Below are 18,032 nucleotides of genomic sequence, written 5' to 3'. Positions count from 1 at the left end.
CATCGAGGCTGGTTCGAATATAATCCCGAAAACCTTCGGCCGTAAGGCTTTGTGTTTGACTGGTTTCTGCCCGTTCGTTCTTCTTCATCTGGAACCCTCCGTAAGGGAATGTGGTGTTCGGCCCACTTTGGGCCAGGGTTCCGCCTTTTCAAACTCTAACTAAATTCGGGACATAATCCCTATCGTTACTGGATGGATCCGCAGCGGCTGAATAACCCGGAGAAGCCTGCGTGAACCCGGACGGTGACAGCTCCGCAGACCGCACGTCTCTCGAATTGCCCTACAGCTTCGCCTGGAGACATACGTGGTGCAAGATATCTCCAGGGCTTGAGCATCTGCTTCTGGGTGAAGGCAGTGCAGACGGAGTGGTTCTGGCCTTCGATGAGAAGCACGGGCCCTTTCGACTCACATATCGCCTGAGGTGGAATGCCGCCTGGCGCATTCAAGAAGCTCGCCTGCAGAGCAGAACACAGTCTGCGACTCACACGATGCATCTTTACTCTGATGGCCACGGGCAGTGGACGGATAACGATGGCAGAGGCCTCGCCGATCTTGACGGATGCACCGTCATCGATATCTGGCCGACACCTTTCACGAATACATTCCCGATACTGCAGATGGGCCCCGCTCTCAATGAGCGGCGGCCCGTTCAGGTCGCATGGATTCTCGCACCGGAATTGACTCTGAGCTCGCAGATGCAGGCCTATACAGGGCTTGACGAAGGCCGCTATCTTTTCGAGAGTCTCGACGAAAATGGAAGTAGTAGCTTCAGAGCAGAATTGTCCGTTGACGAACATGGTGTCGTGTTGGATTATCCGAATCTGTTCTATCGTATTTGAGTCGAAGCCCTCTTAAAACTGGCCTCAACTCGCTAAAGGAGCTTATTTATGAAAGGAAATGTCCAGCATCTCAATCCGGCGGGGCTACACAGGAATCCTGCCTTCACACAGGCTGTCGTCACAAGCGGGACCGTAAAGACGATCTATGTCGGCGGACAGAACGCCGTCGATGCTTCAGGCAATATCGTCGGCAAAGGCGACGTTCGAGCACAGACGAAGAAGGCATTACAGAATCTGGAGATCGCCCTTCGCGCCGGCGGAGGCGAGCTGCATCATGTCGTAAAGTGGAATGTGTATATTGTACACGGTCAGTCCGTACGCGAGGGCTTCGAAGCCTTTCAAGAGATATGGGGCGAGCGTAGTAACCCTCCGGCCATCACGGCCGTCTTTGTGCCTGCTCTTGCGCATCCCGATTTCTTTGTAGAGATCGATGCGATCGCCGTTGTGCCGAAAGAGTAAGAGTTATTAGAGTCATCTAAAGAAGGAGGCCTTCCATGCATCCCGATACTGTAAGGTATAACGCCGGTCGACCTGGAGGCCGTAAAGAGGTCTGCGATGTGCTGGCGGCCGAGATCGACAGACATCTATCCGGAGCCGAGAATAAGATCTGGCACGGACATCCTGTATGGTTTCTTGACGGGAATCCGACGGTCGGCTACAGCGAACAGAAACCGGGTATACGACTGATGTTCTGGAGCGGCGCGGATTTCGAAGAGCCCGGCCTGAACGTCGTGGGCCAGAAGTTCAAGGATGCATCGGTTTTTTATAACGACGTTAAAGAGATCCGGAAATCCGACCTACAACGCTGGCTGAAGAAGGCGAAGGTCATTCAATACAATTATCGAGACATCAGGCGCAACCGAGGACTTCAGCCGCTCAAACAAAAAGCCGGCGTCCGACAGACCCGAGCAAAAGAAGAGCGCCATTAGTCGAAAGAGCCCTTCATGAGAAAGCTGATCGTTCTTGAGTTCATCACACTTGACGGCGTTATCCAGGCGCCAGGCGGCGCCGGAGAAGATCCAAGCGGCGGCTTCCGTTTTGGCGGATGGATCGGCCCTTACTCCGACTCGGTCTCGCAAGAAATCATGCGAAGGCAGATGAATCTGCCCTTTGATCTACTGCTCGGTCGAAAGACGTTCGAAATATGGGCCCCCTACTGGCCGGAGCATGATGACATCTGGCCGGCCGTCAACAGAGCAACGAAGTATGTCGCCTCGCATACGATCAGTTCCAGCGAATGGCAGCCCACCGTTTTTCTGAACGGGGACGTGGCGAAAGAGGTCGCCGACCTCAAAGGTTCTCGAGGGCCTGATCTGCATCTGTATGGAAGCGCCGGTCTTGTTCAAACCCTTCTCAGCCATGACTTAGTGGATGAGCTCTGGCTGAAAATTCATCCGATCACGTTAGGCGCCGGCAAACGACTGTTCGTCGAAGGCACGATTCCGGCGGCCTTCACGCTAAAAGAGAGCACCGTAACGCCGGGCGGCGTGATTTTCGCGAACTATGAGCGAGCGGGAGCCGTCAGAACGGAGGACGTTTAGCGACAGTAGCGGCCGTGTAGCCGATAGATGAGAGGCCCTGACAGATGGTTCCCTTTGATACTACAACCCGGTTTAAGGTCCTGAATGACGGGCTGCTTTATGCATCCAGCGGAGTGCAGACAAACTGTGGTGGAATCGCTGCCATCCTTGCCCGGATTGAAGAAAGCGATTCCGATGCTATTGAATTTATCGCTGCTGAAAAAGAAGGCTGGCAGGGTAATCCAGATGCCGACTGCGATGTGCCCGGCGGCCGAGTGCCTGAATTATTCCGTAGCGCCGTATTCAAGGGCGCACTCTCTGCATTTCAGCAACACGGGATAACGCGCGGCGTTTGCTTTATTCTGATCGAGGCGCTTGTGCATGAGATTGATGCCAGGGAGAGCAAATTCTTCGAAGCTGGCAGCTGCCTTGCTGAAGGGTGGCTTTCTCTCAGGAGAGAAAACTGAGGCGGGAAAGGTGCGCCAGATGCATTGGAAACGAGGCCCAATCACAGTAGAAATGATCAACGAACCTCAGTATTCCTTCGGTTCGGCGGATAATACTCGGACTTATCACCAAGAATAACTGCTCGAAGAAAACTATCGCCCATCTTCAATGCATGGGCTCGAAGTCTATCTGAATGGCGCGCTCTGTAGTTCGGCCATTCTGGGGTCTTCTGGCGGCGGGACAGGAGTGCATCAACGCTCCTGTATCATCACTGAGACGCAATGCATCGTTGCCGTTGGAGACCGGATCGTAGCCCTCTCTTTACCGGGTTTGCTAATTCGCTGGCAAACCAAAGCCGACGAGGCAACTTGTTTTGGACTGCATCTCTCTCCTGACGGTTTGCACGTTATTGTGCATGGCGAGCTGGCGATCAGCATGTTCACATTGGATGGGGAGTTGCTGTGGGCCTTTTGCGGGAAAGATATCTTTACGGGGGCATGTGAAGTCGGCGGAGACACTATTACCGTGTGGGATTTCAATGGAGACAAATACTGTATTGATATCAAAACGGGCCGAAGAGCTTTTTGATGTCACGAAGATCACCGCGAGTGAATCTCCTTGACATCACTTTTCCTCTGCCTTATTACAAGTATGCCTCAGATATCGCTGTACATAGACGATGAGACCTTGCGCAAGGTTGAGCTGGCGGCAAGCAAGAACAACGTGTCCGTGTCGAAATGGATGACCGAACAGATACAGCTGAACATCGTAGCGGGCTATCCCGAGGGCTTTGAGTCTCTATTCGGGTCGGTAAAAGAAGGCGAGCTGGTACGGCCTGAACAGGACGATATCTCCCCGAGTTTCACCACTTGACAAAAAGGCCCCGGTCCCCTATATTTGCTTCATGAAAACGCTGCCCGCCGGAGAGCTGAAGGCACAATTTTCCAAAGTCCTTGAAGAAGTTCAGAAAGGCGAATCGTTCACAATCCTCCAGGGAAAGGATAAGAAACCCGTAGCGATGATCGTTCCCTTTCGTACGCCAGCAAAAGGTAGTCCTCGGCAAATCGGAATCCTTGAAGGCAAGGTAAAGCTCAAATTTGCCCCTGATTTCAAGATGACCGAAGAAGAACTGCTGGGTCTGAAGTGAAGTATCTGCTTGATACGCACACTTTCCTGTGGACTGTTTACAATACAGAGGCCCTGTCAAAACCAGCGCGAGAAGCCATCATACATCCAGAGAACGAAATCTACGTCAGTGCCGTTACTCTCTGGGAAATCTCAATTAAAACAAGGGTCAACAAACTCTCTCTGGCGCCTTTTGAAACGGAGGATCTAATCCCTGCCGCCGAACAGATGCAATTTGAACTGATTGAGTTGACGCCCGCTGAGGCTATATCATATCACCGCCTTGCCGAAACGGATCACAGCGATCCCTTCGACAGAATGCTGATCTGGCAAGCAATATCGAGAGGTATGGGTCTGATCAGCAAGGATCGTGCGTTTAAGAAGTTCGTTCCGACAGGGCTAAACCTTCTCTGGTAGCCCCCTACTTCTTCGGATACAGGAACCTCTTAATACTCTGCTTCGGCGTCTTTTCAAACGGCTCCTTCTGATGCTCGATATGCGACAGGCGCGAGAAGCCGGCTAACCGCGTATTCGTCTCTTTTCTGATGCTCTCAAGCAGATGAGCAATATGATGCTCGGCCGAGTGCAGGCTGACGGCAGCTTCCTGCGCCAGATGTCCGGCGGCGATTTCGGCCTGTTCGATTCCGTCTTTGATGCGTGACGTGATCTGCTCAAGCGCCTCGGGCTTCAGATGCACAAGAGCGGTGACGCCTTTCTCGCCGCCATACACAAGGGACTCAAGCACATAGGGCGATGCGTTTAAAAGCGCCTCGATCTCTTCGGGGTAGATGTTCTCGCCCGATGGTCCGAGGATCATCGTCTTCAGGCGTCCGCGCACCGTTACCCGACCGTCACGATCTATCGTGCCGAGATCGCCGGTGCGGAACCAGCCGTCTTCGGTGAAGGACTCGGCCGTGCGCTCCGCATCTTTATAATATCCAGGAAAGACGTTCGGTCCGCGGGCCTGGATCTCGCCTTCTCCCGTATCGAGCCTCTGATCGGCGATGCGCAGCTCGACTCCATGCGGAGGAACGCCCGTCGTATGAAGACGCACCTTACCGGCAACGTTGCCGGCAATCAGCGGAGCGGTTTCGGTTAAACCGTATCCGATCGAATACGGGAAGCGAGCGTTATGCAAGAAGCTCTCGACGTCGGCGGCAAGCGGAGCTCCTCCGATGCCGAAAAAACGCAGGTGTCCGCCGAAAACCTTCTTCAGCTTGCGTCCGGCCAGCCAGTCGAGCGCCGGGCGAACGGCCTTATATTTATACAGCGACATCTTCTCAAGCGCCGGCTTCACGCTGGAACGCACGACCTTCTCGATGATGAGCGGCACGGCAAGCATGATGGTCGGGCGGATGGCTGCAAGCGCCGGAAGCAGCGCCGTCGCCGACGGAGGTTTATCCAGATAATAGACGGCCGAGCCCTGCATCATCGGGATCAAGAATCCGATCGTGAATTCATAGGCATGGGCCAGAGGCAGCACGGAAAGCAGGCGATCGGTGCGGCGCAGAACGATGAACTTTCGCGCGGCGATGGCGTTAGAGACGAGATTACGATGTGTGAGCATCACACCCTTTGAGTTCCCCATCGTACCCGACGTATAAAGAATAGAAGCGAGATCGTCGCCGGCAACGGCAGGCGTGGCGAAATCGGCGACGGCCTTAGCATGCGCCTCGGGCGAAACGTCTGCGTAGATGCCGCGCTCCAGATCGTCGACGATCAACAATCGCACCGACGAGCCGGCCGGAGCCTTAGAGGCCAGTTTCTTTGAAGCAATCATAACGACGCTGCCTGAATGCTCGAGGATCGAGGCAATCTGTTCGTCGGTGAAGGCCGTCATGATCGGAACGGCGACCGCTCCGGCACGGGAGATGGCGAAATAACAGAGCCCCCAGCCGGGGCGATTCTCTGATAGAAGGGCGACACGATCCCCCTGCTTCACGCCAAGCAGCACAAGCAGGGCGGCGATGCCTCGCGAACGCTCTTCAAGCTGTCTGTAGCTCAGGCTCTCTTCGGTGTTGCGCAGATCGCTCGGTGCAAGGGCGGTTAAATCACCGTAATGGGCGGCGCTTTTCTCGATGACTTCAGGAATAGTAAAACGATCGACGTTATACACGATGGGACTCCTCTTTTATAGGGCACTTCTCAAAACCCGCCGTGGGTTCTGAGAGCGGCTCTTAACTGCCGGCGCTCTATATATGAAACGCCTTATTCCATCCGCAAAAACACTCTCCAAGCTATCTCAAAAACGGCTTCTACTACCGTTTTTTGAACGGTCGTTCCAAGGAAAAGCTGAAAAACTCATGCCCCTGCAGGCGGCCCCCAGGGCACAAGGCAAGGTAAACCACCGAAGCGAGCCGTATACGATGTCGCTTCTCGTTGACCGAATCTTCGCTGCCATTGCTTATGGTCGAATACCATGAATCAGGATGAACTCAGAGAGGTCTTCGATCGCCAGGCCTCGAGCTACGACGCACAGTGGGCAAGGATGTCGGCAATGAGCGGCGCCCTGCATTTTTTACTCGAATCCGTCTTTGCTGATCTACCAGCAGAGGCTCAGATCCTCTGTGTCGGCGCCGGAACAGGCGAAGAGCTTTTAGCCCTATCCCGGATTTCACCGCGCTGTCGATTCACCGTCGTCGAGCCCTCGGGCGCCATGCTGCAGGTCTGCCGCAAACGGGCGGACGAAGCAGGCCTGACGTCGCGATGCACGTTTCACGAAGGCTATGTCGATTCGCTTCCGGCCGTTCAGGTGTATAACGCGGCGACCTGCTTTCTTGTTTCGCAGTTTATACTCGAGATAGAGGCGCGCACGTCTTTCTTTAAAGAGATCGCCCTGCGGCTTCTGCCTTCGGGCATCCTTACAAGCTCCGATCTGTCATCTGATCCGGATCATTTTGACGCCCTGCTTGCGCTCTGGCAGAGGGTGATGTCGCCGGGTGATCACTCGCCCGAGAGTATCGCCCGCATGAAGGCGGCCTACGCGAAAGACGTGGCCATCCTTCCACCACAGGCGTTGGCCACGATTATAGAGTCCGCCGGTTTTAAGCGGCCCGTGCCGTTTTTCCAGGCCGGCTTGATCCACGCCTGGTATGCCAGGCGCATGTAAGGATCGTTACCTGAATAGCGGGAGGCGCGCCGTCTTTCTTTCAGTGATGTCCGCAGCAATCGCCTGCGATGGCATTGTCATGATTCGGATCCACCGCAACGCGTGTGATGCGAATCTGAAAATTACCGGGAGCCTTCTCGACGTAATCCCAGGTAAAGGCTCCGGGAAAGTTGATCTGAAACTGATGATGCAGCGGCTTCGGATCATGATCGTTTCTCAAAATAAACGATTCGTCTTCTTTAAGAGCCTTGAAACGATCAAAGATGATCGCATGTCTTTGAAAAGGGACGATCTGCGTTACGTCCAGAACTTCACTCATTGTATGTCTCCTCATGTTTGACCGAGATAGATCGGTCTCTGATTCACATTAATGAATGGAGGCGCAGGCGGCACGCAATTTTTTACTTCAGAGTATTAAATCGAGAAGGGCTGCACATCGACGCTTTTCTGATTCCGCTCGACCGAAGCGCCCTACTCTCCTGCGGCACACGGACAGGGGCCGTTACACTCGATCTTCGCGCCGACGCAGATGGCCAGACAGCTGTTCCGCATCGTTCCTCGCACGGTACAGACCTCGCCCGTCGGCAGCTCCAGGCATTCGCCGCATTGTGGCGGGATGTCGGCGCCTTCTTTCTGGCAGCCCCGACATCCGCCGGCGAAGGTCAGCGCCACAATCAGACCGACAACGGCAAGAACGGCAAGCCGCTTCATTTCATAGCCTCGGCCATTACGCCGTCCATAAACGGGCGGAAGCAGCCCGAAGCCATGTGACTGGCATCGAAGAAGAAGTCGCAATGCGGATCAAAGGCCGGGTCATAATTAAAGTCCATCCAGCTGGCGTCGGTATCTTCAGTTAACCTTTTCATGGCCGGCTCCCAGGCTGCGCGCACCGTGGTCGGCTCATGCGTAACGGGGTCGATCGCCACCTTCTCGGTATCTTTCAGATGTCGCAGTGGAGCGCTGACTCTCGGCCAGACAAGGCCCGTCTTCGCGCCGAGCTCTTTTGCTATTTTCAGCGATTCTTCGGTAAAATGCACCTGCCCTTCATGCAGCCGGAACGGTGTGAAGGCATCTTTCCAGATAGAGATGGCATTGGCCTGAATGGCCGCTTCATCCTGCGCCGGCTTCACGTCGAGATCGTAAGGTACCGATCCGCGATGTTTTGCGAGAGCCAGCTCGGTATTTTCAAGCATCTTGCGAAAGGCGTCGACAGGGCGGTCTTTCGTCTGCTCGTTATACGACATGCGCCACTCGATCGTCTTCAGTTTCGGACGGTATCTGTAAACAAGGAAGGCCTTCTTGGCAATGTAATTCGTAAGCTCGTCGAGACTGTAATAACGGAACTCCGTAGCAAGGAACGACGGCGGCAGCCCGAAAACCATCACCTCATCAAGAGCGACGGCCGGCGTTGCATTCATGCCCTGAGGAGTAACGGCGAAATAGATGGCCTCGGGTCGTATGTCGCGACGTCGGAATTCTTTCATGAAGTAATAGAAGTAGTCCGTCGTCCCGCCCGGCACCGAGAAGTTAAAAAGCGTCCATCCCGGATAACGCTCTTCGATATACTCGCGACTGAACGACATGGTGCGTGAGTTGCCGAAAAGCACAAGGGCCTTCAGATGATCGGGCTTTTTCAGATGGTCTTCAAGCTCGTCGAGCATCGCCTCTTTATGATCGAAGTTCAAGAAGGAGGCCGTCGTCAGGAAGTAGTCTTCGATTCTACCGATAAAGAAGGCCTTATCGACAAGAAAGGCCAGGGCAAAGACGAGAACCGGAAAAAGGAACAGCCTGAGCGGAGGGCGTTTACCCGAAGAAGATTCGTGTGCCTGTTCCTGGTTCTTCACAGATCCGGAATGCGCCCGTCAGAGCAGCGCACAACCATTTTTACGGCAGCACAAAGGTCACCGGGCCGTCGTTGATCAGAGCGACCTTCATATCGGCGCCAAAGCGCCCGGCGGCGACAGGGCCGTGTTTCGCTGCGGCCCGATCGAGCATACGCTCGTAAAGATGCCTGGCGATTTCGGGAGAGGCTGCCGGACCGAAAGACGGCCGGTTGCCTTTAGCCAGATCGGCAAGCAGGGTGAACTGCGAAACAAGAAGCAGGCCGCCGGCGACGTCGGCAAGGCTGCGATTCATACGTCCGGCCTCGTCTTCGAAGATGCGCAGCTTGAGAAGACGATCGAGAAAGGGATCGATGCCGGCCTCGGTATCGTCATGACCGAAACCGACGAAAACAAGCAGGCCCCGCCCGATAGAACCGACCGTCTCGCCGTCCACCTGCACGGACGCCGAGAGCACACGCTGCACGACGGCCTTCACGCGTCGGCCCGGTTCTGTAAAAGGCGATTCGCCTCGGGGTCGTCGACGCCTAACTCTTTTGCCGCTCGCAGCTCGGTGAGGGCGTCGTCCTTGCGGCCGAGACGCAGATAGAGCATGCCCAGATCAAAGAGCGCCTTGCCCAGATACGTGCGCGCACGCTGCAGCTGCTCGACCTCACGCCTTATGCGCACGACGAGCATCTCGCTCGTCAAACCCTCGGATCGTATGACGGCGTTCACCCTGTCGCGAATCTTATCAAGGGCCTGTTCGAGATGCTTGACATGGCTCTGATTCTCGAGCCGATTCGACAGCTCGATATTCTTGCTCACAAGCATATCGTACTTCTGCGAAAGAAGCTGATAATCGCGACGCAGGCTTTCGAGCTCATGCAGCTGTTCATTGCGCACGGACGGCGACGGGCCTTCTATGATCTGCTCGGTCAGGCGATGCACCTCGCTTTCGAGAAGATCGCTGCGCTTGCGCTCCCGGCGAAACTCTCTCTGCAGATCGTCAAACTCCTGCTGCTGCCTTTCGATGATGGCGCGATGCTCGGGATGAATGTAGTCGGGATTACGATAGCGCTCCAGTTCAAGAAGAAGCAGCGATCGATCGCTTTCGTCGACGACGAAGCGGCTCGACAGATCGTTCAGCTGCCTGGCCATCTCAAGCTGTAGCTGTTCGGGCGGAGCGGTACGCAGCTTCGGCGGAATATCAAGCTTCGCCTTGAACGACTGAATCATGCGATGCATCGCCTTCATCTCGCGCTGACGGTTCTCATGCTCCTTTTTAAGAGCGGTCTCGCGATCGATCAGCCAGTCGTCATCCGACACCTTCTTCGCGATGCTTCCTGTCGATTTCTTCGCCTTCTTCTTCGAGGCCTTCAGCCGGCTTTTCTTCGCCGCCCTTGCCTTCTTCTGTTCAATGACAAGGCGAGCCGCCTTCTCAACAGGCGAATCGACGATCTCTTCGTGAAGAAAGCGGGCCTGGAATCGGGCAAGATGATAGCAGATGGAAAGCGGATGCTCGTACGGACCGGCATCGTTCTGAATGCGGGCCTCAAGCCGCTCTCGCACTGCCTCCAGTCGGGCCTTCAGATCGGCCGGCGACGGCGCCTCGGGCTTTTTCGAGCGCGCACGATCGCCCGACGCCTCAGGAAACAGAAGCAGCTCGACGGGCGTGATGCGCGGGTCCAGCGACGGATCAGACAGTATTTCGGGCAGATCGCTCGTTTTCATCGGATTGCTTTCACTGTACAGGCCACTTTATCGAAGTCCGCAGCGGCCTGTTCCGTTTCTATATCGGCATGAGCGCCACAGGAGGCTGGATTTTTCTTGCCCGGCCGGGCCTCTGCTCTGCACTGCACCCGATGGCCGTTCTGCTCGTAATCCTGCTCAACCTTGTCGTAACCCTGCTCTTCTTCCAGAGAGAGGACAAGCATAATTTTCTTTTTTCCCCGTATGCAATTTCGCAGAACGAGGGCTATCGCGGATGGATCTACGCCCACTTCTCGCATGCGAACTGGATGCATCTGCTCTTTAACATGATCACGTTCTACTTCTTCGCTCCCGTTATCGTCGAGCAGATGGGACCGATCTTCATGCTGGCCCTCTACGGCGTCGCCGGACTTGCCTCAGACCTTGCCGTCTATGCCATGCGTCATAAAGATCCGCGCTACGCCTGCCTTGGCGCAAGCGGATCGGTGAGCGGCATCCTCTTCGCATCGATCATCCTCTATCCGCAGATGGAGTTGTATCTGATGTTTATTCCAATTGGCATACCCGGGCCCGTCTTTGCCATCGCCTACCTTGCCCTGTCGTTCTACATGGCCCGCCGCGGCGGCGACGGCGTCAGCCATGAGGCCCATATCGGCGGCGCCCTGGCCGGCCTGGCCGTAACTGCTGTCATGGCGCCGGCCGGATTGCAGCCGCTTTTTGCCGAGATCCAGCGACTGCTTACTTTTTAACAGCGACGGCCTCTGCGAGACAGAAAAGCGGTCGATCGGGATCGCAGACTGTAGCCAGATGAGCCGGGAAACGAATAGAAATAAGGCAACGCCCGCGGGTCTCGTGGGATGCCGTTCAGAATAAAGGATTTACGAATGTCAGGAATCAGAATCATCTCTCTACTCTCCACACTGCTTGCTGCGGTTTCGTGCAGCCGCTCTCAAGGCGTGCCCGAGCCGTCGCTTTCCGCTGCAATCGCAAACGGCAAGCTGAACGTCACCGTAACCGTGCCCGATCGCCATCATGCGTATCTCGACGGCGGACGCGAGGGCAACCTGATCCCCGTCACCTTCGACTGGAAGGCCTGGACGGCCGACGGCCTTGCCGAGCCGAAGCCTGCCGCTCAGCCCGAAGGCGTTATCGACGAGGAGTCGGGCGCACGGATTCTTCGCGGACAGGGCGTATTCGCCTTCGAGCTTCCTGCCGATGCAGCAGAGACGAAAAAGGCCGGGGATGCGAACTTTCGCGTGCGCGTGCAGATCTGCGACGAGGTGAAAGGCATCTGCTACCGGCCGGCATGGCATGACGTTTCTCCCGAGAGTTAACCATGCTTGAAACGATCACCGCCTCTCTTGACGGGCTGCTTTCCTCGCTTATGGATCAGCCCTCGGCCAGTCCGATCACATCGCTTGCCATCTATGTCGCCGCCGGGCTTGCCTCTTCGCTCTTTCCGTGCTATTATCCGCTGATTCCGATTACGGCGGGCTTCTTACGTCGTCGCGCACAGCCGGCCACCGGCCAGGGCAGCACGGCCTTCGCCACGGCGCAGAAGAACGATCCGCTCTGGCTGCATCCGCTTCTTTACTGGCTGGGCACCGTGCTGCTGTACCTGCTTTTCGGTCTTGTGGCCGCATCGGGCGGGCAGGCCCTTTCGCGCATCATGCAGAGCGGATGGGTGATCCTCGCCTTCGGTGTCGTCTTTCTGTATCTGACGCTGGCCATGCTTGATCTTGTGCCGCTCGGCCTCGATCGCGCCCGCACGCTCGTTGATAAGGCGGCGTCCCGGCGGGGGCTTTTCTTCACGCTTCTGATGGGCATGGCGGCGGGGTTAGCCGCCTCGGCCTGCGTCTCGCCGGCGCTCGTTACGATCCTGCTTTTTATCGCGAAGCAGAGCTCGTCGGGCGGCTCGGTGGGCTTCGGCATGGCCCTGGCAGTCGCTTATGGCGCCGGTCTCGGTATTCCGCTTTTTCTCTCGGGCGTGCTTGGAGCAAAACTACCGCAGTCGGGCCGATGGATGAATCCGGTGAAGTACGCCTTCGCCGCCGTCATCTATCTTGCCGCCTTTTTACAGCTTGAGAAGGGCTTTGTCGTGCTTGGCGTTCCTCCCGCACATGCCCTTTTGCTTCTCTCGTATTTTACGGGCTTCTCGTTGCTTTTTCTGTTCGCATTGCCGCGCATCTTTCGAAAGAAGATGCAGGCCGGACAGGTCGATCCCATGCGCTTTCGAACGCTACAGGCAGGCGCTATCTTCGTATTGCTCCTTGTATTCTCGCTGCCCTTTCTTCTTGTTAGAGAGGAGCGCAATCTCGACGATGCGGCGCTTGCCGGCGTAACCGAGCAGGTCGGCTCGGTCGTCTTTCACCGACATCCTAACGAGGCCTTTGCCCGCGCGGCGCAAGAAGGCCGGCCGGTTTTCATCGACTTCTATGCCGACTGGTGTACGAACTGCAAGGACTTCAGTCGCCTGATCGAAACCGATGAGACGCTTGCCTCGGGCATAAACGAGGCGGTGCCGCTCAAGATCTACGATACCGATGCGGCCTTTGAGCGCTTCGCAGAAAGTTATCCGGAGCTGAACGTCGGACTGCCCTTCTTTCTCGTTCTGCGTGCCGACCAGACGCTGATCTTCAAGACGACGAACTACAGAGACGGCGCCGGTATGATCCAGGCCATCCGTTCGCATGCAGAGTGACTTTCCCGTCCAATCCCTGATCGAACCGTTGCGGCGCCAGTTAACCGAGCGCCGCTTCGCCGTCTTGCAGGCTCCGCCCGGAGCGGGTAAGACGACGGTGCTACCGCAATCGCTTCTGCCTCTTTTATCGGCCGGTCAGTCCATCGTTATGCTGCAACCACGGCGCATCGCCGCCGTCCAGGCCGCCTCGCGCATCGCCTCGCTTCTCGGGGAGCAGGTGGGGCAGACCGTCGGCTACAGCATCCGCTTTGAGCGTCGCGTCAGCGCAAAAACGCGCATTGAGATCGTTACCGAGGGAATGCTCACGGCGCGACTGCAGCGTGATCCCGAGTTAACGGGAGTCGGCCTCGTCATCTTCGACGAGTTCCATGAACGATCGCTGCAATCAGACCTGGGCCTGGCCTTTGTGCTTGAGGCGGCGACGTTGCGCGACGATCTGCGTATCCTTGTCATGTCGGCGACGCTGGACGGAACGGCCGTTTCCAGACTTCTGGATAACGCCCCTGTTCTCAAAGTCGATGTGCGGCGCTTCGAGGTGCAGATCGAATACGAGGACGCCTGCCGTCTGTATCGCAGCCAGGGCCTTCGCGGTGCGGCGGACTTTATCGAGCGAGGCCAGTATCTGTCACAGGCCTTTTATAAGGCGCTTCTTTCGGCCGTGCGTCATACGCTCCAGAGAACGACGAAAGACATTCTCGTCTTTTTACCGGGTCAGGGAGAGATTCGCCGCGCCGCCACGATACTCGGCGAATCTCTGACCGATCTGCCCGTCGTGCCGCTTTACGGAGAGCTATCGCGCAAAGAGCAGGATGAGGCGCTGCGTTATGATCCGGGTCGCCGACGCCTGATTCTGGCCACAAACGTCGCTCAGACCAGTCTTACGATCGAAGGCGTGGACGCCGTCATCGATTCAGGCTTCGAACGGCGACAGCGTTATGATGCCGGCAGCGGCATGAGTCGTCTTGAGTTGATGCGTATTGCAAAAGATGCAGCGGAACAGCGCGCCGGTCGCGCCGGCCGACTTGCCGACGGGTATTGCCTGCGCATGTGCAGTCGCTCTGAGTTTGATGCACTCACAGAGCGAACGCCGCCAGAGATCGCCGAGGCCGATCTGGCCGGCTTTCTTCTTGAACTGCGCGAACGCGGCGCATCGCCCGACGAACTCTGCCTTCTCGATCGCCCTCCGGCTGCGGCCCTATCGAGAGCCAGCAAACTACTTCATGAACTCGGCGCATTAACGGATGACCGCATTACAGCAACTGGCCGCCAGATGGCAAGATTGCCTCTACATCCACGGCTCAGCCGCATGCTTGTCGCCTCGCTCGAAGCACCGAGAGGGCCGAGAGGACAGAAAGAATCGTCAGACTCTCAAAACGGTCTTCACGAAGCGGCCGACCTGGCCGCCCTTCTCTCGGAGCGTGATCCACTGCGCTTTCGCCCCGACGAGCCCTTCACGGCCGATCTGCAGAGACGGATTGACTGGATAACCTCACAGCGTGAGCGCAACGCAAGCGAAAGGCTTGTGCGCATCGCCGATTCGTTAGTCAGATCAGTGCGTGAAAGCGGGCGGACGACACGTGAACAGGCTGAGATACAGGTCGCCACTCCTGAAACTCCCGCCGGCATCGCCGCGCTACTTGCACTCGCCTTTCCCGATCGCATCGCGAAACGACGGACGTCACAGTCGTCGGAGTACCTGCTTGCAAACGGCACCGGTGCCATTTTGAACGAAGCCGATCCGCTGCGCGAAAGCGAATGGCTCGTCGTCGCCGATCTCGATACGCAGGCAAAGGCTCGCATCCGTCTGGCCCTGGCTGCCGATGCCACAGATGTCGTGCGCGAGGGCTCCGTCAGCATCCGGCGCGTTATGCGCCCGGTCGCTGCAGGCTTTCAGATCGTCGAAGAAGAGAGGATCGGAGCGATCACGCTTCGCAGCCGAGTACTGCGTAGTGACGAGGCCGATGCATCAATGATCATCGACGCTACTCTGAGTCGCATCTGCGAAGGCGAAGAATGGACGAACGACGCGAAGGCCCTGTCTCTGATTCAAAGGGTCGAATGCCTGCGCGAGGCCGGATTCGATGATCTGCCCGCCTGCGATACGACCACACTCATCGCCGAAGCCGATCGCTGGCTGCGTCCTTTTATTGGACCGACGGGCACGATCAGCGAATACAGCACGCCTCTATTCAGTCGCTTCAGCACGGAGCAACGTCGCCTCATCGAACGCCTTGCTCCGGAATCGATCGCCGTGCCTTCCGGATCGCTCATTCGCATCGACTACGCAATCAGGCCCCCCGTCCTCGCTGTGAAGCTTCAGGAGCTTTTCGGGTTGATCGAAACGCCTCGCATCGGCGACGGACGCATTCCTCTGACGCTGCATATGCTCTCGCCGGCAGGCCGACCGGTGCAGATCACAAACGACCTGCGCAGCTTCTGGACGAGTACCTATGCCGATGTGCGTAAAGAGCTGCGCGGGCGTTATCCGAAGCATCCGTGGCCAGAAGATCCGCTCAGCGCTGCTCCGACGAGGAAGACGAAGCGGCATACTGGATGATGCTTTCGAGCAACTTGCGCCGGCGCAGAGGCTTGACGACGACGCCGTCGCAACCCGCCTCGGTCGCATTTTCGGCGGCATCACTCATCGCATGCGCCGTGAAGGCCAGCACGGGCGTACGACGCCGATGATCGGCCTCTTCGATCTGTCGTATGCGACGGGTCGCCGTATAACCATCGACGCCCGGCATCTGTAAGTCCATGAGTACGAGATCGAAGGCCTGCTCTTCAAAACAGCGTACCGCCGCCTCTCCATCACAGGCAAAGGTCAGAAGTACGGGTTGATCTTTCAAGAAAGCGGCGACGATCTGGCGGTTCTCGGGCGAATCCTCGGCGACAAGCAGACGAATCGCAGGAAGCGTCAACGGCTGTTCTTCTGAGAGAGCCTTTACAGATGCTTCGAGAATGACAACGGGAATAGAAACCTCGAAGCGCGTGAAAAGTCCCGGCTCGCTTTTCAGTCGCATCGTGCCATCCATGCGGTCGACAAGCTCGCGAACGATAGCAAGGCCAAGGCCTGCTCTGCCGAAGCGTCGGGTAATAGAAGAGTCGCCCTGCATGAACGGCTGAAAGATACGCTCCATCTGCTCGGGCTCGATGCCGATGCCCGTATCCTGCACAACCATTACAAGTGCCGGTCTTCCGCCCTGATCGTTAACCTCAAACCGCAGAAGTACCTGTCCGTTCTCCGTGAATTTGAGGGCGTTGCCGCCCAGATTGAGCAGAATCTGACGCAGGCTTTTTTCGTCGCCTTCGAGAAGTGCAGGCACATCCGCCTCTTCAAGCAGAAGCAGAATGCCTTTACGCTCCGCCTCGGCCTTGAGGATACGACAGACGTCTTCGGCAAGATCATGCGGCGAAAACGGAGCCTTCGAAATCTCAAAGCGACCGGCCTCCATACGCGAGAGGTCGAGCAGATTGTCGATGAGTCCGAGCAGGCTTTCGCCGGCCCTTCGCGAAAAATCCAGATACTCACGCTGTGTGGCGTTCAGATCGGTGTCGGCAAGCAGCTCACCGGCGCCGAGAATGGCGTTCATCGGCGTGCGTATCTCGTGGCTGATGCGCGTCAGGAAATCCGTTCTTGCCCTTGTGGCGCGCTTCAGTTCGATCATCGCATCTTCAAGCTTCTCCTGAACGTGACGGCGCTCGTTGATCTCTTCACGAAGCTGCTTGATATTTCGGATGTCTCGAATGGCAAGAGAGCATCCCATATAATCGCCGGCGACGTTATGAAAGGCCGCCCCTTCCACTCTCACGGGGATGGGCCGATCGAGCTTGAGCGTCGACTCGAACTGAAATTGCTCGCCAACCGAGAGCGTCTCTTCAAGTACAGAAGGAGGCTCGATAAAAAGATCGCGCACATGACGGCCCGCTTCGATGGAAGACCCTACAAGATTACGAGCGCTTCGGTTAAAGCTCAGGATACGCCCATCTTCGTCAAAAAGCACGATGGCGTCGCTGATCTTTTCCAGGATCGTATCGGCGGCCATACCGGGCGTGAGCGCAAGCGTATCGTATTTGTGAAATGCCCACCAGATAATGCCGGCCGGTATCAGGTTGAGAACGATGGCGATCGACGGAAACGGACGCACGTGCAGGGCGGGCAGAACGACATTCACAAGATAGATCATCAAGGCCGACAGGGCGATCGTAATCGAAATGATCCAGGCCTGCCTTTTCTCCACACGGCGTTGAGACCTTCGCGCACGACGGAAGTGCAGCCAGGCTCCGAGAACGATCGTCCAGAACGAATTGAAGAGAAGCAGCCAGAACCACGGATCGGGGCTGATAATCACCTCTTCCCAGTAATAGTCGCGTTTGATAAAGTCAGCCGCCATAATCGGAGCGAACTGCATGCGCACGATCAGAGCGACGGCGACAATATAACCGCCTGCAAGGATGAGAAAGCGAAGAGGCCCCGACGGTGATTTCGCCAGCACCATATAAAAATGCAGATAGAACATCGGACTGAAAATCCAGCCAAGCGCCGATATGCGATACCAGAGCTTCACGCTTTCAACGTCATCGGCGGCGTACATCCACGTATAACAGAAGGCCCAGACGGACAGGCTGAAAAGAGCAAGCGCAAAAAGCCAGTTACGCGCCGAACGCGGGTTGCTGCGAATCGCACCTGCAGAAAAGAGCAGGTAGACGACGGCGGCAAAGAAGGTGAGTAAGAGGTATCCGATCATGCTCTTTCGC

General features: G+C 56.6%; 22 protein-coding genes. 15 read left to right on the top strand and 7 right to left on the bottom strand.

Annotated elements, in window-relative coordinates; all coding sequences use genetic code 11:
- Window positions 1-230: 230 nt before the first annotated feature.
- The 9 genes from LEPIL_RS21365 to LEPIL_RS21325 all read left to right on the top strand — a co-directional run bounded on the left by LEPIL_RS21365 (window position 231) and on the right by LEPIL_RS21325 (window position 4,348).
- On the top strand, window positions 231-839 hold the full coding sequence (locus LEPIL_RS21365; protein WP_002775996.1) for a putative glycolipid-binding domain-containing protein: 609 nt from the start codon (window positions 231-233) through the stop codon (window positions 837-839).
- A gap of 48 nt (window positions 840-887) precedes the next feature.
- Window positions 888-1,298 (top strand): RidA family protein, encoded by a 411-nt coding sequence (locus LEPIL_RS21360; protein ID WP_002775995.1) that lies wholly within the window; start codon window positions 888-890, stop codon window positions 1,296-1,298.
- Between the two features lie 35 nt (window positions 1,299-1,333).
- Window positions 1,334-1,768, top strand: coding sequence for a DUF1801 domain-containing protein (locus LEPIL_RS21355; RefSeq protein ID WP_002775994.1), 435 nt, complete (start codon window positions 1,334-1,336; stop codon window positions 1,766-1,768).
- 15 nt (window positions 1,769-1,783) lie between these two features.
- On the top strand, window positions 1,784-2,380 hold the full coding sequence (locus LEPIL_RS21350) for a dihydrofolate reductase family protein (RefSeq protein WP_002775993.1): 597 nt from the start codon (window positions 1,784-1,786) through the stop codon (window positions 2,378-2,380).
- 44 nt (window positions 2,381-2,424) lie between these two features.
- Complete coding sequence (locus LEPIL_RS21345) at window positions 2,425-2,826, top strand: hypothetical protein (RefSeq protein WP_002775991.1); 402 nt, start codon at window positions 2,425-2,427, stop codon at window positions 2,824-2,826.
- A 148-nt stretch (window positions 2,827-2,974) separates the two neighbouring features.
- On the top strand, window positions 2,975-3,394 hold the full coding sequence (locus tag LEPIL_RS21340) for a hypothetical protein (RefSeq protein ID WP_002775988.1): 420 nt from the start codon (window positions 2,975-2,977) through the stop codon (window positions 3,392-3,394).
- Window positions 3,395-3,457: 63 nt separating this feature from the next.
- Entirely contained in the window at window positions 3,458-3,679 is a 222-nt protein-coding gene (locus LEPIL_RS21335; protein WP_002775987.1) for a hypothetical protein, read from the top strand.
- A gap of 31 nt (window positions 3,680-3,710) precedes the next feature.
- Window positions 3,711-3,953 carry a type II toxin-antitoxin system Phd/YefM family antitoxin gene (locus tag LEPIL_RS21330; protein ID WP_002775986.1) on the top strand — a complete coding sequence of 81 codons (243 nt, stop codon included), beginning with the start codon at window positions 3,711-3,713 and terminating at the stop codon, window positions 3,951-3,953.
- On the top strand, window positions 3,950-4,348 hold the full coding sequence (locus LEPIL_RS21325) for a type II toxin-antitoxin system VapC family toxin (RefSeq protein ID WP_002775985.1): 399 nt from the start codon (window positions 3,950-3,952) through the stop codon (window positions 4,346-4,348). The genes LEPIL_RS21330 and LEPIL_RS21325 overlap by 4 nt, the downstream gene beginning before the upstream one ends.
- A 4-nt stretch (window positions 4,349-4,352) precedes the next feature.
- Here LEPIL_RS21325 and LEPIL_RS21320 read toward each other — a convergent pair whose 3' ends face one another.
- Window positions 4,353-6,047 carry an AMP-binding protein gene (locus LEPIL_RS21320; protein WP_002775973.1) on the bottom strand — a complete coding sequence of 565 codons (1,695 nt, stop codon included), beginning with the start codon at window positions 6,045-6,047 and terminating at the stop codon, window positions 4,353-4,355.
- A gap of 82 nt (window positions 6,048-6,129) precedes the next feature.
- On the opposite strand from LEPIL_RS21320, the gene LEPIL_RS21315 reads away from it, so the two are divergent.
- Both LEPIL_RS21315 and LEPIL_RS21310 read left to right on the top strand, forming a co-directional pair.
- Window positions 6,130-6,354, top strand: a complete 225-nt coding sequence (locus LEPIL_RS21315; protein ID WP_040920865.1) for a hypothetical protein — start codon at window positions 6,130-6,132, stop codon at window positions 6,352-6,354.
- Window positions 6,351-7,040, top strand: coding sequence for a class I SAM-dependent methyltransferase (locus LEPIL_RS21310; RefSeq protein ID WP_002775971.1), 690 nt, complete (start codon window positions 6,351-6,353; stop codon window positions 7,038-7,040). The genes LEPIL_RS21315 and LEPIL_RS21310 overlap by 4 nt, the downstream gene beginning before the upstream one ends.
- Window positions 7,041-7,080: 40 nt before the next feature.
- Here LEPIL_RS21310 and LEPIL_RS21305 read toward each other — a convergent pair whose 3' ends face one another.
- The 5 genes from LEPIL_RS21305 to LEPIL_RS21285 form a co-directional block, all read right to left on the bottom strand.
- A complete protein-coding gene (locus LEPIL_RS21305) occupies window positions 7,081-7,359 on the bottom strand; it encodes a DUF2249 domain-containing protein (RefSeq protein WP_002775969.1) in 279 nt (92 codons plus the stop codon).
- A 152-nt stretch (window positions 7,360-7,511) separates the two neighbouring features.
- Window positions 7,512-7,751 (bottom strand): hypothetical protein, encoded by a 240-nt coding sequence (locus LEPIL_RS21300; RefSeq protein WP_002775967.1) that lies wholly within the window; start codon window positions 7,749-7,751, stop codon window positions 7,512-7,514.
- Window positions 7,748-8,884 carry a DUF1574 family protein gene (locus LEPIL_RS21295; RefSeq protein WP_002775965.1) on the bottom strand — a complete coding sequence of 379 codons (1,137 nt, stop codon included), beginning with the start codon at window positions 8,882-8,884 and terminating at the stop codon, window positions 7,748-7,750. The genes LEPIL_RS21300 and LEPIL_RS21295 overlap by 4 nt, the downstream gene beginning before the upstream one ends.
- A gap of 40 nt (window positions 8,885-8,924) precedes the next feature.
- Window positions 8,925-9,347: a D-aminoacyl-tRNA deacylase gene (gene dtd, locus LEPIL_RS21290; protein ID WP_245826919.1), complete on the bottom strand. Its 423-nt coding sequence runs from the start codon at window positions 9,345-9,347 to the stop codon at window positions 8,925-8,927.
- A gap of 8 nt (window positions 9,348-9,355) precedes the next feature.
- On the bottom strand, window positions 9,356-10,594 hold the full coding sequence (locus LEPIL_RS21285) for a hypothetical protein (protein WP_002775962.1): 1,239 nt from the start codon (window positions 10,592-10,594) through the stop codon (window positions 9,356-9,358).
- Between the two features lie 131 nt (window positions 10,595-10,725).
- Between LEPIL_RS21285 and LEPIL_RS21280 the strand changes: the two genes are divergently transcribed.
- The 4 genes from LEPIL_RS21280 (at window position 10,726) to hrpB (ending at window position 15,831) form a co-directional block, all read left to right on the top strand.
- Window positions 10,726-11,322, top strand: a complete 597-nt coding sequence (locus LEPIL_RS21280) for a rhomboid family intramembrane serine protease (protein ID WP_157135134.1) — start codon at window positions 10,726-10,728, stop codon at window positions 11,320-11,322.
- A 135-nt stretch (window positions 11,323-11,457) separates the two neighbouring features.
- Window positions 11,458-11,907, top strand: coding sequence for a protein-disulfide reductase DsbD family protein (locus LEPIL_RS21275; RefSeq protein WP_002775960.1), 450 nt, complete (start codon window positions 11,458-11,460; stop codon window positions 11,905-11,907).
- A 2-nt stretch (window positions 11,908-11,909) separates the two neighbouring features.
- Window positions 11,910-13,274: a cytochrome c biogenesis protein CcdA gene (locus LEPIL_RS21270; RefSeq protein WP_002775959.1), complete on the top strand. Its 1,365-nt coding sequence runs from the start codon at window positions 11,910-11,912 to the stop codon at window positions 13,272-13,274.
- On the top strand, window positions 13,264-15,831 hold the full coding sequence (hrpB, locus tag LEPIL_RS21265) for an ATP-dependent helicase HrpB (RefSeq protein ID WP_002775958.1): 2,568 nt from the start codon (window positions 13,264-13,266) through the stop codon (window positions 15,829-15,831). Before LEPIL_RS21270 ends, hrpB begins: the two co-directional genes overlap by 11 nt.
- Here hrpB and LEPIL_RS22725 read toward each other — a convergent pair.
- On the bottom strand, window positions 15,788-18,022 hold the full coding sequence (locus tag LEPIL_RS22725; RefSeq protein ID WP_002775957.1) for a hybrid sensor histidine kinase/response regulator: 2,235 nt from the start codon (window positions 18,020-18,022) through the stop codon (window positions 15,788-15,790). The two genes, hrpB and LEPIL_RS22725, sit on opposite strands and share 44 nt — an antisense overlap.
- Window positions 18,023-18,032: the final 10 nt, after the last annotated feature.

The organism is Leptonema illini DSM 21528, from assembly GCF_000243335.1.
GTDB classification, from domain to species: Bacteria; Spirochaetota; Leptospiria; order Leptospirales; family Leptonemataceae; genus Leptonema; species Leptonema illini.
The sequence above is the reverse complement of the archived record's forward strand: the minus strand, read 5'-3'. Positions and strand labels throughout refer to the sequence as shown.